At 71.9% G+C, this 14,008-nt stretch carries 16 protein-coding genes; 3 read left to right on the top strand and 13 right to left on the bottom strand.

The features are described from left to right. Positions 1–39: 39 nt before the first annotated feature. The 8 genes from ACGH7X_RS22330 to ACGH7X_RS22295 all read right to left on the bottom strand — a co-directional run bounded on the left by ACGH7X_RS22330 (position 40) and on the right by ACGH7X_RS22295 (position 6,219). Positions 40–141 carry a putative leader peptide gene (locus ACGH7X_RS22330; protein ID WP_399887259.1) on the bottom strand — a complete coding sequence of 34 codons (102 nt, stop codon included), beginning with the start codon at positions 139–141 and terminating at the stop codon, positions 40–42. Between the two features lie 140 nt (positions 142–281). Then, positions 282–581 carry a DUF4229 domain-containing protein gene (locus tag ACGH7X_RS22325; protein ID WP_399887257.1) on the bottom strand — a complete coding sequence of 100 codons (300 nt, stop codon included), beginning with the start codon at positions 579–581 and terminating at the stop codon, positions 282–284. 99 nt (positions 582–680) lie between these two features. Further along, on the bottom strand, positions 681–1,205 hold the full coding sequence (locus ACGH7X_RS22320) for a GNAT family N-acetyltransferase (protein WP_399887255.1): 525 nt from the start codon (positions 1,203–1,205) through the stop codon (positions 681–683). 181 nt (positions 1,206–1,386) lie between these two features. After that, positions 1,387–2,550, bottom strand: coding sequence for an aminofutalosine synthase MqnE (gene mqnE / locus ACGH7X_RS22315; RefSeq protein ID WP_399887253.1), 1,164 nt, complete (start codon positions 2,548–2,550; stop codon positions 1,387–1,389). A gap of 44 nt (positions 2,551–2,594) precedes the next feature. Further along, positions 2,595–3,053 carry an Lrp/AsnC family transcriptional regulator gene (locus ACGH7X_RS22310; RefSeq protein WP_399887251.1) on the bottom strand — a complete coding sequence of 153 codons (459 nt, stop codon included), beginning with the start codon at positions 3,051–3,053 and terminating at the stop codon, positions 2,595–2,597. Between the two features lie 94 nt (positions 3,054–3,147). After that, entirely contained in the window at positions 3,148–3,804 is a 657-nt protein-coding gene (locus ACGH7X_RS22305; RefSeq protein ID WP_399897238.1) for a UbiX family flavin prenyltransferase, read from the bottom strand. 55 nt (positions 3,805–3,859) lie between these two features. Beyond that, positions 3,860–4,765 (bottom strand): menaquinone biosynthesis prenyltransferase MqnP, encoded by a 906-nt coding sequence (gene mqnP, locus ACGH7X_RS22300; protein WP_399887249.1) that lies wholly within the window; start codon positions 4,763–4,765, stop codon positions 3,860–3,862. Next, positions 4,762–6,219 (bottom strand): menaquinone biosynthesis decarboxylase, encoded by a 1,458-nt coding sequence (locus tag ACGH7X_RS22295; protein ID WP_399887247.1) that lies wholly within the window; start codon positions 6,217–6,219, stop codon positions 4,762–4,764. The genes mqnP and ACGH7X_RS22295 overlap by 4 nt, the downstream gene beginning before the upstream one ends. An 89-nt stretch (positions 6,220–6,308) precedes the next feature. Here ACGH7X_RS22295 and ACGH7X_RS22290 point away from each other — a divergent pair, with 89 nt between their 5' ends. Further along, positions 6,309–6,656 carry a PLD nuclease N-terminal domain-containing protein gene (locus ACGH7X_RS22290; RefSeq protein ID WP_399887245.1) on the top strand — a complete coding sequence of 116 codons (348 nt, stop codon included), beginning with the start codon at positions 6,309–6,311 and terminating at the stop codon, positions 6,654–6,656. 46 nt (positions 6,657–6,702) lie between these two features. On the opposite strand, the gene ACGH7X_RS22285 is transcribed toward ACGH7X_RS22290, so the two are convergent. From ACGH7X_RS22285 to ACGH7X_RS22275, 3 genes are all read right to left on the bottom strand, one after another. Beyond that, a complete protein-coding gene (locus ACGH7X_RS22285; RefSeq protein WP_399887244.1) occupies positions 6,703–8,592 on the bottom strand; it encodes a protein kinase in 1,890 nt (629 codons plus the stop codon). Between the two features lie 121 nt (positions 8,593–8,713). Beyond that, positions 8,714–10,480 carry a LamG-like jellyroll fold domain-containing protein gene (locus tag ACGH7X_RS22280; protein ID WP_399887242.1) on the bottom strand — a complete coding sequence of 589 codons (1,767 nt, stop codon included), beginning with the start codon at positions 10,478–10,480 and terminating at the stop codon, positions 8,714–8,716. Positions 10,481–10,590: 110 nt separating this feature from the next. Next, on the bottom strand, positions 10,591–10,998 hold the full coding sequence (locus tag ACGH7X_RS22275; RefSeq protein ID WP_399887240.1) for a VOC family protein: 408 nt from the start codon (positions 10,996–10,998) through the stop codon (positions 10,591–10,593). 125 nt (positions 10,999–11,123) lie between these two features. On the opposite strand from ACGH7X_RS22275, the gene ACGH7X_RS22270 reads away from it, so the two are divergent. Next, positions 11,124–12,128, top strand: a complete 1,005-nt coding sequence (locus tag ACGH7X_RS22270) for a helix-turn-helix transcriptional regulator (protein WP_399887238.1) — start codon at positions 11,124–11,126, stop codon at positions 12,126–12,128. 12 nt (positions 12,129–12,140) lie between these two features. On the opposite strand, the gene ACGH7X_RS22265 is transcribed toward ACGH7X_RS22270, so the two are convergent. Both ACGH7X_RS22265 and ACGH7X_RS22260 read right to left on the bottom strand, forming a co-directional pair. Next, positions 12,141–12,503, bottom strand: a complete 363-nt coding sequence (locus ACGH7X_RS22265; RefSeq protein WP_399887236.1) for a DoxX family protein — start codon at positions 12,501–12,503, stop codon at positions 12,141–12,143. Then, positions 12,500–13,039 (bottom strand): cupin domain-containing protein, encoded by a 540-nt coding sequence (locus ACGH7X_RS22260; RefSeq protein WP_399887234.1) that lies wholly within the window; start codon positions 13,037–13,039, stop codon positions 12,500–12,502. Before ACGH7X_RS22260 ends, ACGH7X_RS22265 begins: the two co-directional genes overlap by 4 nt. An 89-nt stretch (positions 13,040–13,128) precedes the next feature. Here ACGH7X_RS22260 and ACGH7X_RS22255 point away from each other — a divergent pair, with 89 nt between their 5' ends. Beyond that, positions 13,129–13,983: a LysR family transcriptional regulator gene (locus ACGH7X_RS22255; RefSeq protein ID WP_399887232.1), complete on the top strand. Its 855-nt coding sequence runs from the start codon at positions 13,129–13,131 to the stop codon at positions 13,981–13,983. Positions 13,984–14,008: the final 25 nt, after the last annotated feature.

Below are 14,008 nucleotides of genomic sequence, written 5' to 3'. Positions count from 1 at the left end.
GCTGAGCTGACGTGGAGAACGACGGGATGAGGGGGGACGTCAGGGGCGACAGTTCGCGGACGCGCACCGACAGAGGTCCACGTGCAGGCGCGCCACGAGCGCGAGGCTCGGCGGTGTGGAGGGCGCGACTGCGTGCTTCATGCACACGACTTTAACACCCATGCTTTGGGACCCCCAAAGCCATACTTTGAGAGGCAGGAGTGCACTACTGCCCGCAAAACGCAAAGCGCCCCGGTTTCCTGTGAATTAGGAGACCGGGGCGTTCGGGTGCGTGACGGACGTTACGAGGTCTGGCCCTGGGCCCGCGCCGCGTCGTCGGCGGTGTCCTCCTGGCCGCGGCTGGCCTCCAGGTTGGCCTTCATGCGGTCCACCCGGCCCACGACCTGGACCGAGGCCCGGTCCCGCTCCTTGCGCAGTGCGACGTAGCTGATGGGGGCGGAGATCAGCAGGGAGAGCAGGAGGATCCACATGCCGTTGGAGTCGCCGAGGCCGCGCGGGAACACTCCGGCGTAGACGAGCCCCCAGACGACCACGAGGCAGCCCACGAAGATCCCGAGGCGCATCAGCGTGTAGCGGAGCATCTCAATCCACTCTTCCGTTTCTGGCACAAAGAGGCACCGTCCAGTGAAACATGCCGGTCTGCCGATCTTGCAGGGGGGTCGTGTCCCGCGGGGCCGGGCTCAGCCCAGCGGCAGCAGCATGAAGACGTCGTCCCGGTCGTCGCCGGGGGCGACCCGGATCGCGCCGGGCACCCGGCCGACCTCCTTGTAGCCGCAGGACTCGTAGAAGCGCTCCAGGCCGAGCCCGCCGCGGCAGGTGAGCCGTATCGCCTCGACGCCGTCGCAGGTGCGGGCGGCGTCCGCGGCGGCGGCCATCAGGTCCCGGCCGTAGCCCCGGCCCTGGTGGCTCGGGTGGACCATGACCGTGTAGAGCCACAGCCAGTGCCGCATCAGCCGGTGCGTGTTGAGGGCGAGGAACGCGGTGGCGGCCACCCGCCCCTCCTCGTCGTGGCCGACGAGCAGGCGGGTACGGCCCTCGGCCATGCCCACCAGGTGCTTGACCAGCTCGGGCCGGACGTCCTCCCGCGTCACCGGCGGCACGAAGCCCACGGAGCCGCCCGCGTTGGAGACGTCGGTCCACAGGTCGAGGACGCCGTCGCGGAGGTCGGGGGTGACGGCCGGTTCGAAAGTGAAGGTAAGAGGCACCAAGCCATAGTAACCATTACGTGAATCTCCTCCCCCAGCACCGTGCCCGCACCCGTGTGACCCGGAACGACGATCCGGGCAACGCGCCCCTTCGGAGCGCGGGGCTGCGCCGATGCGCGGCTCCGCCGCGTGGGCGCGACCAGCGCCCACCGGCCGGCAGTGGGAGAGCAACCGCGAGAGATCAGACCCGCATCGGCTGCGGCGCCTCCCGGCGCCCCGCGTCAGGTCCCTCGAACTCCCGGAGGATCTCGTACCGCGTGTTCCGCTCCACCGGACGGAACCCGGCGTCGCGGATGAGGTCCAGCAGGTCGTCCCGCGTCAGCTTGTTCGGCGTGCCGAAGTCGTCAGCGTCGTGCGTGATCTTGTACTCGACGACCGAGCCGTCCATGTCGTCGGCGCCGTGCTGGAGGGCCAGCTGGGCCGTCTGGACGCCGTGCATGACCCAGAAGACCTTGACGTGCGGGACGTTGTCGAAGAGGAGGCGGGAGACGGCGAAGGTCTTCAGGGCCTCCGCGCCGGTCGCCATCTGCGTCCGCGCCTGGAGCCGGTTGCGGACCTTGCCGTCCTTCATGTCCACGAAGTCGTGCTGGTAGCGCAGCGGGATGAAGACCTGGAAACCGCCCGTCTCGTCCTGGAGTTCCCGCAGGCGCAGCACATGGTCCACGCGGTGGCGCGGCTCCTCGATGTGGCCGTAGAGCATGGTGCACGGGGTCTTCAGCCCCTTCTCGTGCGCCAGGCGGTGGATGCGGGACCAGTCCTCCCAGTGGGTGCGGTGGTCGACGATGTGCTGCCGCACCTCCCAGTCGAAGATCTCCGCGCCGCCGCCGGTCAGGGACTCCAGACCGGCGTCGATCAGCTCGTCGAGGATGTCGCTCGCGCTCATCCCGGAGATGGTCTCGAAGTGGTGGATCTCGGTGGCCGTGAAGGCCTTGAGCGAGACGTCGGGCAGCGCGGCCTTCAGTTCCCTGAGCGAGCGCGGGTAGTAGCGCCACGGCAGGTTGGGGTGCAGGCCGTTGACGATGTGCAGCTCGGTGAGGTTCTCGCCCTCCATCGCCTTGGCGAGCTTCACCGCCTCCTCGATGCGCATCGTGTACGCGTCCTTCTCCCCCGGCTTGCGCTGGAAGGAGCAGTACGCGCAGGACGCGGTGCACACGTTGGTCATGTTGAGGTGGCGGTTGACGTTGAAGTGGACGACGTCGCCGTTCTTCCGCGTCCGCACCTCGTGTGCGAGGCCGCCGAGCCAGGCCAGGTCGTCCGACTCGTACAGCGCGATGCCGTCCTCGCGGGTCAGCCGCTCCCCGGAGCGGACCTTCTGCTCCAGCTCCCGCTTGAGCCCGGCGTCCATGCGATACCTCTTTCTGAGACCGACTCGTCAACCGTACGCCCCTGCTACTGGACCTCTTCCGGCAGCTCGCCCACCCGGTTCTCCCACTTGGTGGAGAGAACGATGGTCGTACGGGTCCTGGACACGCCCTTGGTGCCCGACAGCCGCCGGATGATGCTCTCCAGGCCGTCGACGTCGGCGGCGCGCACCATGAGCATGTAGGAGTCGTCGCCGGCGATGAACCAGCAGTCCTCGATCTCCCGCAGCTCCTTGAGGCGCTGGGCCACGTCCTCGTGGTCGGCGGCGTCGGAGAGCGAGACGCCGATCAGGGCGGTGACGCCGAGACCGAGCGAGGCGGCGTCCACGGTGGCCCGGTAGCCGGTGATGACCCCGGCCGCCTCCAGCCGGTTGATGCGGTCGGTGACGCTGGGTCCCGAGAGTCCGACGAGGCGCCCCAGCTCCGCGTACGAGGCCCGGCCGTTCTCTCTCAGGGCCTGGATGAGCTGCCTGTCCACCGCGTCCATGCGATCGAAGCCTTCCACTGAAGAGTTCTGAAGATGTGGGTAACAAACGTGTGGGTCACGAACATGTGGGGGGGAGGTGGTGCTGCGGCGCTGCTCAGCCGGTGGGGCGGGCCCCGCCCAGCTCGCCGCGCCAGCGGCGGTAGAGGTCGTGTCCGACACCCGCCGCGTCGAGGACGCGTCCGGCGACGAAGTCCACCAGGTCCTGGATGTGCGTCGCCCCGGCGTAGAAGGCCGGGGACGCGGGCACCACGCTCGCGCCGGCGTCGTCCAGGGTCACCAGGTGCCGCAGCGTCCGGCCGTCCAGCGGGGTCTCCCGGACGGCCACGACCAGCCTGCGCCGCTCCTTGAGGGTCACGCTCGCCGCGCGCTGGAGCAGGTCCTTCGACAGTCCGAGCGCGACGCCCGCGACGCAGGCCGTCGACGCGGGCACGATCAGCATGCCCTTCGTCGCGTACGACCCCGAGGACGGCCCGGCCGCGAGGTCGCCCGCGCTCCAGTGCCGTACCCGGTCCCCTTCGAGGTCGACGTCGAAGGTGCCGGGCTTGCCGTCGGCTCCGCGGGACAGCCATTCGCGCAGGTCGTGCCGCCAGTGGGCGTCGCGGAAGGAGATGCCGGTCTCGTCGAGCAGGGTGAGCCGCGAGGCCCGGCTGACCACCAGGTCGGCGCTCTCGCCGGCGGCGAGCAGCGCGCGCAGCACGGCGGCGGCGTACGGGGTGCCGGATGCTCCGGACACCCCCACGATCCAAGGCACGCGCTGCGTCTGTCCTGGGTTCATGGTGTCGAGCCTAGTCGCAGGCTCAGGGTTTTCAGACCGTGAGGCCCCGCACCAGCAGATCCAGCAGCGCACACACGAACAGGGCGATGCCGATGAAGCCGTTGACCGAGAAAAACGCCCTGTTGAGGCGGGTCAGGTCGGTGGGCCGGACGATGGTGTGCTCGTAGAGGAACGCGCCCGCGACGATCAGCAGGCCGAGCCAGAAGAAGACACCGGCGTCGGTGGCGACGGCGTACCAGACGAACAGGGCCGTGGTGATCGTGTGGCAGGCGCGGGCGCCCCAGATGGCAGCCGGGACGCCGAAGCGGGCCGGGACCGACATGACGCCGACCTCGCGGTCGGTCTCGACGTCCTGGCAGGCGTAGATCAGGTCGAAGCCGCCGATCCAGATGCCGACGGCGAGACCGAGGAGCACCGCGTCCCAGGACCATTCGCCGGTGATGGCCAGCCAGCCGCCGATCGGTCCCATGGCCTGGGCGAGGCCGAGGATGGCCTGCGGGAAGTTCGTGAACCGCTTGCCGTACGGGTAGACCACCATCGGGATCACCGCGACGGGGGCGAGGGCCAGGCAGAGCGGGTTGAGCAGGGCCGCCGCGCCCAGGAAGACGACGAGGGCGATCAGCGCGCCGGTCCAGGCGTGCTTGACCGACATGGCGCCGGTGACCAGTTCGCGGTGGGCGGTGCGGGGGTTGCGGGCGTCGATCTCGCGGTCGATGATCCGGTTGACCGCCATCGCGAAGGTGCGCAGGCCCACCATGGCGACGGTGACCAGGAGCAGCCGGCCCCAGTGGATGTTCGCGTCCCACTCGTACATCGCGGTCAGCGCGGCGATGTAGGCGAAGGGCAGCGCGAACACCGAGTGCTCGATCATCACCAGGCGCAGGAACGCCTTGGTGCGCCCCGGCTGCTGCGGCAGGGCGGCGGAAGCCGACGTCACAGTCCGTACTCCTTCCAGCGGCGGTCGACCTTCGCCGCCGTATCCGGGTCGGACAGCACCATGTCCGGCCAGCCCCCGTCCCGCGTGTACCCCTCCTCGGGCAGTTTCCGCGTCGCGTCGATGCCCGCCTTGCCGCCCCAGAACTGCTGGTAGGAGGCGTGGTCGAGGTGGTCGACCGGGCCTTCGACGACGGTGAGGTCGCGGCCGTAGTCGGTGTTGCCGAGCGCGCGCCAGGCGACCTCGTGCAGGTCGTGGACGTCGCAGTCGGAGTCGACGACCACGATCAGCTTGGTCAGGGACATCATGTGCGCGCCCCAGATGGCGTGCATCACCTTCTGGGCGTGCTTGGGGTACTTCTTGTCGATCGAGACGATCGCGCAGTTGTGGAAGCCGCCGGCCTCGGGCAGGTGGTAGTCCACGATGTCCGGGACGATGATCTTGAGGAGCGGGAGGAAGAAGCGCTCCGTGGCGCGTCCGAGGGGACCGTCCTCCGTCGGGGGGCGGCCGACCACGATCGACTGGAGCAGCGGGCGCTTCCGCATCGTCACGCAGTCGATCTTCAGGGCGGGGAACGGCTCCTGCGGCGTGTAGAAGCCGGTGTGGTCGCCGAAGGGGCCCTCGGGCAGCATCTCGCCGGGCTCCAGCCAGCCCTCGATGACGACCTCGGCGTGCGCCGGGACCTGGAGGGGGACCGTCTTGCAGTCGACCATCTCGATCCGCTTGCCCTGGAGGAACCCGGCGAAGAGGTACTCGTCGATGTCGCCGGGGAGCGGGGCGGTGGAGGCGTAGGTCACGGCGGGCGGGCAGCCGAAGGCGATCGCGACGGGCAGGCGCTCGCCGCGCCGGGCGGCGACCTGGTAGTGGTTGCGGCTGTCCTTGTGGATCTGCCAGTGCATGCCGATGGTGCGCTTGTCGTGGCGCTGGAGCCGGTACAGGCCCAGGTTCCGGATGCCGGACTCCGGGTCCTTGGTGTGGGTGAGGCCCAGGTTGAAGAAGGAGCCGCCGTCGTCCGGCCAGGTGAAGAGGGCGGGGAGGCGGTCCAGGTCCACGTCGTCGCCGGTGAGGACGACTTCCTGGACGGGCGCGCTGCCCGGCTTCACCTTCTTGGGCGGTACGTGGGCCATCGTGCCGAGCTTGCCGAAGGCCTCGCGCATGCCGACGAAGCCCTGGGGCAGCTCGGGGCGGAGCAGTCCGCCGATCTTGTCGGAGATGTCGGAGTACGACTTCAGGCCGAGGGCCTTGAGCAGGCGCCGGTCGGTTCCGAAGACGTTCATCGCGAGGGGCATGTCGGAGCCCTTCACGTTCTCGAAGAGCAGGGCGGGGCCGCCGGCCTTGTTCACCCGGTCGACGATCTCCCCGACCTCCAGGTACGGATCCACCTCGGCCTTGATGCGCTTGAGGTCGCCCTCGCGCTCCAGCGCCCTGAGCAGGGAGCGAAGATCGTCGTAAGCCATGCCGTCCAGTATCCCCGAGCGGCTACCCTGGCCCTGTACCTGGGGGCCGTGACGCGTCCCCACCCCTCGCTTCCCGCTGGAGAGGCCCCATGCTCCGGGTGCTGATGTTCCTCGTTCCACTGGCGTTGAGCGTCTACGCCTTCATCGACTGCATCAGCACGAAGGACGCCGACATCCGCCACATGCCCAAGCCGCTGTGGGCGATCCTCGTGCTGGTCTTCCCGCTGGTGGGCTCGATCTCCTGGATCATCGCCGGCAAGAAGCGGCAGCCGGCCGGCGCGGCGCCCTGGCAGGGCGGCGGCGGGCGGCGCCAGTGGGTGGCGCCGGACGACAACCCCGACTTCCTGAAGTCCCTGGAGAAGGACGAGGAGAACGACAGGGACGGGGACAAGGACGGGGACAAGCCCGGGGACGGCGACCGGGGCGGACCCGCCTGACCGCACCCCGGGGGAAGCCCCGCGTCGGCGCCGGGCGAGCCCCGCGTCAGGCCCGGGTCCAGCTCTGGGTCGCCGAGCCGGAGCACGTCCGCCGCATGATCATGCCGCTCGGGGAGGCGTGCTCCAGACACAGGTCCTGGTTCGTGAGGATCACGGTGCCGCCCGAACCGAGACGCCACTCCTGGGCGCTGTCCGCACCGCAGGTCGCGCTGTGCATCGAGCCGTAGCCGGACAGGCAGGTGCCGGACGCCTGGTGGACGATCCGGTATGTACCGGACGAGACGCTCCGCAGGCTCCAGCGGGCCGTCGCGGCACCGCAGCCACCGCCGGAGACATTGCCGTACGAAGCGCTGTCGGAGGCGACGAGGCACCGGTTGCTCGACGCGTTGAGCAGGGTGAAGCCGCCCGTCGAGGGGGCCTTGGTCTCCGTTCCCGTGTCGGAGGAGGAGTCGTCACCGCCAGCGCTGCCACTGCCACTGCCGGAGTCGCTGCCGGAACCGCCGGCGCCCGAGCCTGTACCGGCACCCGTGTCCGCACCGCCGTCGCCCTTGCCGTCCTTGCCGTCCCCCGCGTCCGCCGCCCCGGGGGCGGTCGCTGACTCCTTCCCCTCCGGCTTCGGCTTCTTCGAAGAGGAGGCGCTGGTGGACGGCGACGGCTTCGCGGACGCGCCGGCGGTCCCCGACGGCGTCGTGGTCGCGGAGACCGTGACGGAGGAGGAGGGGGCGGTTCCCGTGGCGTCGTTGGAGTCGGTGACGTGGGGCAGGAGTTGGAAGGCGAGGGTCGTTCCCGTCGCGACGACCACGACGGGGATGAAGACGGGCAGGATGCGGCGGCGGCGCTCCTTGCGGGGCGCCTCGGGCTTACCCGCCTTCCCTTGCTCCTTCTCCGGCTCCGTCTTCGGGTCCGTCTTCGGTTTCGCCGCCGGGCCCGGCTCGGGGTCCGGTTTCAGGTCCGGTTTCAGGTCCGGCTGCGTCGCGGGTCCGAGCAGTGCGAGGGTTTCCGGATCCGGTGGGCGTGCGGCGAAGGCGGCCCGTTCGGACAGCCGCTCGGTGATGGCGCGCGGCCACAGGGGCGCGGCCGACGGACCGTGTCCCGAGGCGCGTTCGACGAGTTCGGCGGCGGTCGGTCGGCCCTCGTGGTCCTTGTCGAGGCAGGACGCGACGACGTCGGCGAGTTCGGGGTCCAGGTCCCGCAGCGGCTGGAGGTCGGGGGCCTCGTGCACGATGCGGTACAGCACGGCGTGCCCGGACTCGTCGCCGAAGGGCGGGCGGCCGGACGCCGCGTACGCGATCACCGAGCCCAGCGCGAAGACGTCGACGACACCGCTCGACGCGCGTTTCCCGGAGGCCTGTTCGGGCGACATGTAGGCGGGCGTGCCCACCACCATGCCGGTCCTGGTCACCTGGCTCTGCTCGGCGGCCCGGGCCACGCCGAAGTCGATGAGGGTGAGGCCGTCGAGGGTGAGCATGGCGTTGGACGGTTTGAGGTCGCGGTGGACCATGTCCAGGGCGTGCACCGCCGCGAGTCCGGCGGCGGCGTCCCGCAGGATGAGCCACAGCGCCTCGGCGGGCAGCGGCCCGTGCAGGTCGACGGCCTCGCGCAGCGTGATGCCGGGCACGTACGCGGTGGCGAACCACGGCGGGCGGGCGTCCCGGTCCCCCGCGAGCAGCGGCGCGGTGGCGTCGGCGGGGAGCCGGGAGAGGTTGTCCAGTTCGTGTCCGAAGCGGCGCAGGAAGTCCTTGTCCTCCCCGGCGACCGACGGCAGTACCTGCTTGACGGCCGCGTACCGGCCTTCGTGGACGCCGAGATAGACGCGGCCCATGCCGCCGACCCCGAGCCGGCCCAGCAGCGGGATCGCTCCGATCCGGCGTGGGTCGTCGTCCTCCAAGGGTTCGGCGCCACTGCCCGTGAGACCGAATCCGGCTTCCCCGCTCAACTCTCTCCCCGTTCACCGGCTTCCGCGAGCCCGGGGCGGGCCGTCACGGCCGCTCCCGGGAAGCTACATCTTTAGCACGCCCGTCCCAAGTGCGGTGCGGTGAACATCGGGTGAGGGGCCGTCAGTTGCGCCTGGCCAGCGTCCTGATGCCGGCGGGTGCCAGGGCACGGTCGAAGGCCCGCACGTCCCGGATGGCGCCGGGGAAGAAGTCGTGGGGCTGCCCGTCGAAGGACGCCCGGCCGATGACGAAGGCGCCGTTGGCGGGGACCGGGTCGGTGTCCTCGACGACCGCTTCCTGGACGCCGTTGACGTACAGGCGCAGCTTGCGGGCCGGGCCGTCGCAGACGCCGGCCAGGTGGGTCCAGACGTTCGCGGCGGGCGCGCTGCGGCCGACGGCGCGCCGGCCGGGGCGGGCGAAGGCCCAGCCCTTGTCCGCGCCGGCGTACTGCAGGTAGAAGCCGCTGGCGGTGTCGCTGTCCTGGCTGACGGCGGTGGCGAAGGTCCCCGGCACGGCGGCCAGGCGGACCCAGGCGGCGACCGTGAAGCTGCGGCCCGCTCCGGTCCTGAGCACCGGCCCGTCGGTCACGATCTGGCTGCCGGTCCCGTCGAAGGCGGCTCCTGGTCCGCCGGGCTGCCAGGCGACGCGGGTCGCGGTGCCGTCGTGTCCGCCGGCGGTGTCCCGCGCGACCCGGCCTGAGGTCTCGTCGAGGGGCCAGCGCCCGACGGGTCCCGCGGGCTTCGGCTTCGTGGCGGAGGGCGACGGCGAGGGTGCGGCGCCGTCCGACGCGTCCGAGGCGGCGGGGCGGTTGAGCCAGAACCCCGTTCCGACACCGAGCGCGGCGAGAGCGCCCGCCCCGGAGAGCAGGAAGGCCCGCCGGCTGCCGCGGCCGCCGCTCCCCGTCGCCGTCGCCGTCGGGTGGACGTCCGCCGGTGCGGGCGCCGGCGGACGTGTGCCGTCGACCCGGGTGTGCGGGTGGGGCGGCGCGGGAGGTGGGACGACCATGGTGGGCACGGCGTCCGCGCGGGTCGGACCGGCGGCCGGTGTCCACTGACCGGCGTACGGCAGGGCCGCCGTGCTCTCCTCGCCCAGCGGGCCGATACGGGCGAGGATCTCGCGCGGGGCGGGCCGGCGGGCCGGGTCCTTGTCGAGGCAGTCGCCGATCAGGGCGCGCAGGGCCGGCTCGGTGACGGCGTCCACGTCGGGGGCGCTGTGCACGACGCGGTAGAGCAGCGCGGGGGTGGGGCCGCTGCCGAAGGGGTTGGCGCCGGTGGCCGCGAAGGCCAGCACCGCGCCCAGGCAGAAGACGTCGCTGGCCCAGGTGACCGGGTCCCCGTTGACCTGCTCGGGGGACATGAACCCGGGGGAGCCGGCCATGTGCCCGGTGCCGGTGATCGAGTCGGCGTCGATACTGCGGACGATGCCGAAGTCGATGACGCGGGGCCCGTCCTCGGCGAGCAGCACGTTGGAGGGCTTGAGGTCGCGGTGGACGAGGTGCGCGGCGTGGATCGACACCAGCGCCTCGGCCAGCCCGGCCGCCAGCGCGAGCACCGCGCGCGGGTCGAACGGGCCCCGCTCGGCGACCGCCTGCTCCAGCGAGGGCCCGGCGATGTAGCTGGTGACCAGCCAGGGCAGGGGCGCGTCCGGGTCGGCGTCGACGACCGGGGCGGTGAAGGCGCCGCTGACCATCCGGGCGGCCTGGACCTCGCGGCGGAAGCGGTCGCGGAACTCCGGCCTGCGCACCAGCTCGGGGTGCACCACCTTGACCGCGACGAGCCGCCCGCCCGGCGAACGGCCGAGGAAGACCCGGCCCATGCCGCCCGCGCCCAGCCGGCTCAGCAACCGGTACTCCCCGACGGAGCGCGGGTCGTCCGGCTCCAGCGCTGACACAGATGCCTCCCGGCGTGCGATCTCGATCTCGGCCCTGCGGGCGGATCCAGCATAGGGGCAGGCACCCACACCGCCTCGAACGTCCGTACGCCGCTCGAACGGCCGTGATCTCAGCGGGCGAACCCCGCGAACTTCTCCACGGCGGCCGGGGTGACCGGGGTGAAGAAGTTGACCAGATTGCCGTCGGGGTCGCGGAACAGCAGCGCGCGGTTGCCCCAGGGCATGGTGGTGGGTTCCTTGACGAAGTCCGTGACGAAGCCGGTCAGGTTCCGGTGCACGGCGTCCACGTCGTCGACGAGGAACTCGATGACGACGCTGCGGTTGTCGGCCGGACGGGCCGATCCGGGGGCGAACAGCGGCACGGTGCGGGTACTGCCGATCGCGAGGGTGCCCGAGGGGGTGCGCAGCTCGGCGAAGTCCTCGGTGGACCAGGTCGCGGGCATGCCGGTGGCGCGCTCGTAGAAGTCGACGAGGCGGGCGACGTCGTCCGTGATGACGCGGATCGAGACGAGGTTCATGGGGGCTCCTTGTTCGGCCGTACTGGTCGTCCGGTTCGGCCGTCCTGGTCGTCGGTGCTGACAACCCGCACGCTACGAGCGATACCGGTCACTATCCGGCCGGTATCGGCGGCAGACTTGCGGGCATGTCCCGTCCCGTGTCCCGCGTGCTCACGCTGCTCGAACTCCTCCAGGCCGGCGGCGTCCGGACCGTGGCCGAACTCGCCGGCCGGCTCGGCGTCGGCGAGCGCACGGTGCGCCGGTACGTCGACCACCTCGTCGACCTCGACATCCCCGTGGAGTCGGTGCGCGGCCGTTACGGCGGATACCGGCTCGCCCCCGGCCACCGCATGCCGCCGCTCATGCTGACCGACGAGGAGGCGCTGGCCGTGCTGCTGGGTCTGGTCGCCGGCCGGCGCAGCGGGATGACCGCGACGGCGGGCACGGCGGGCGAGACGGCGGCGGCGAAGGTCAGGCGGGTGCTGCCGGAGCGGCTGCGCCACCGCCTGGACGCCGTACTCGACTCCCTCACCTTCACGGCCCCGCCGGCCGAACCGCCCGCTCCGGAGACCGCCGTGCTGCTGCCGATCGCCGACGCGGTGCGCCGTCACCGGCCGGTCGCGATCCGGTACACCGCCGCCGGTGGCCGGCGCAGCGAACGCACGCTGTACCCGTACGGGCTCGTCGCCCACTCGGGCCGGTGGTACGTGACGGGCCGGGACCTGTCGGCCGGCGAGGAGCGGACGTTCCGGCTGGACCGGGTCGCCGGTGCGAGGATCCTGCCCGGCTCGTTCGAGCCGCCCGCCGGGCACGATCCGGCGGAGCGCGTCCTGACCTCGCTCGCCACCGCCCCGTACCGGCATGCGGTGACCTTGCGGATCCAGGGGACGGCCGAGCAGATCCGCACCCGGCTGCCGGGCAGCGTCGCGATCGTGACCGGGACGGAAGAAATGGAAGAAATAGAAGAAATGGAAGAAGGGGAGGAGCCGTGGTCCCGGGTGGAGATCCGTGCCGAACGCCTCGACTGGCTGCCGGGTGCACTGGCCTCGCTGGACCGCCCGTTCGTCGTCGAGCGGCCCGACGCGCTGCGTGATCTCGTCGCGGGCCTCGCCGACCGGCTCATGGAGTCGGCCCGACGCACCTCCGGCTGACCCGGACGCCGGTCACAGCCAGGTCGTGGCCAGCCAGGCGGTGACGGCGGCGGTGGTCAGGAGCGTGATGTTGAGGGCGACTTGGCGGTCCCCGAGCCTGAGATGCACGCCGGTCGCGCCGATCTGGAGGACCACGAACCCGACGGCCGCGGCCAGGGCCAGCCAGGGCGCGACACCCGTCAGCGGAGGCAGGAGCAGGCCCGCCGCGCCGAGTACCTCGACCAGCCCGACGGCCCGGACGGCCGGCATCGGCACGCTGTCCACCCACGCCATCATCGGCCGGAGCCGCTCACGGCTGCGGACCACCTTCACTCCGCCGCCGTAGAGGTAGAAGGCGGCGAGGAGAGCGGCGACGATCCAGTACGCGACGTTCACGAGCCGGCTCCCCGGGGGAAGTCGGCGGCGGGCTCGGTCGCGTAGCGGCTCATCGTCCGCAGGCTCTCCCGCGGTGTCGGGGTGCGGCCGTCGGCGTACAGCTCCCGCAGGTCCCGGAAGTACTGCACGTACAGGTCCGGGGTGAACGTGCTGAGCATGCGGGCGGGTTCGTCGGTGGTGTTGGCGAAGGTGTGCGGTGCGCCGGGCGGGACCATCACGAGCGTGCCCGCCGTCGCGTCGACGTCCTCGTCCCCCACGGTGAACCGGACCGTGCCGGAGACGACGTAGAAGCCCTCGTCGTGTCGGGCGTGACGGTGTTGGGGCGGCCCCGGGGTGTGCGGGGCGAGTACGGACTCGGCCATCCCGAGGCGGTGGCCGGTGCGGCTGCCGTCCTCCAGGACGCGCATGCGGGTGGTGCCGAGGAGGATCGTCTCGCCGTCTCCCGGGCCGACCACCGACACGGCGGGGTCCGCCACGGCGGGGTCCTCCACGGCGGGGTCCGCGCCCGGCTCACTGTTCTGCGGTTCGTCGGTCATGCTTCGATTCCACCGCCGGGGCACCGGGAGCGTCCAAGACCCGTTCGGCGCGCTTGATACCGCACGGGTATCGTCGCAGGATGGATCGGATGGAGCTGCGTACGCTGCGCTACTTCGTGGCGGTCGCCGAGGAACTCCACTTCGGCCGGGCGGCCGTCCGCCTGCACATGAGCCAGCCGCCGCTGAGCCGGGCGATCAAGCGGCTGGAGACGGAACTCGGCGCCACGCTGTTCCACCGGAGCTCCACCGGCGTCACGCTCACCGGGGCCGGGGCGGTGCTGCTGGCCGAGGCGCGCGAGCTGCTCGACCGGGCGGAACGGGCACGCGCGCGCGTGGCCGCCGCGGCCGGTGCCGCGAGCCTCACCGTCGGCATCCTCGGTGACAGCGCCGACCCGGGTGTGACACGGCTGGCCGACGCCTACCGGCGGCGGTACCCGCACGTCGGGGTCACCATCCGCGAGACGGACCTGACCGATCCCACCTGCGGGCTGCACGCCGGGCTGGTCGACGTGGCGCTCACCCGCGGCCCCTTCGACCGGACCGGCCTGGACACGCACGAGTTGCGCGCCGACCCGGTGGGGGCACTGCTGCGCGCCGACGATCCGCTCGCCGGCCGCGACAGCCTGACGCCGGCCGACCTGGCCGACCGCGACTGGTTCCGGTTCCCGGCCGGCACCGACCCGCAGTGGCAGACGTACTGGAACGGCGGACGGACGCGCCGGGGGCCGGTCGTGCGCACCGTCCAGGAGTGCCAGCAGGCCGTCCTGTGGAACGGCACGGTCGGCATGACCCTCCTGGATCACGAGCCGGCCGCCGGGCTCACCGTGGTGCCGCTGACCGGCATGCCGCCGAGCCGCGTGCTGGTGGCCTGGACCGGGGGTGCCCCGAATCCGCTGGTCCGCTCGTTCGTCCGGACCGCGATCGCGGCGTACGAGGCACCCTAGGCGCCTCTGGGTCCCATGGGGGTCC

This window comes from Streptomyces sp. BBFR51 (assembly GCF_044591655.1).
Taxonomy (GTDB): Bacteria; Actinomycetota; Actinomycetes; order Streptomycetales; family Streptomycetaceae; genus Streptomyces.
Note: the sequence above shows the minus strand (reverse complement) of the source record. Positions and strands in the feature narration are given on the sequence as shown.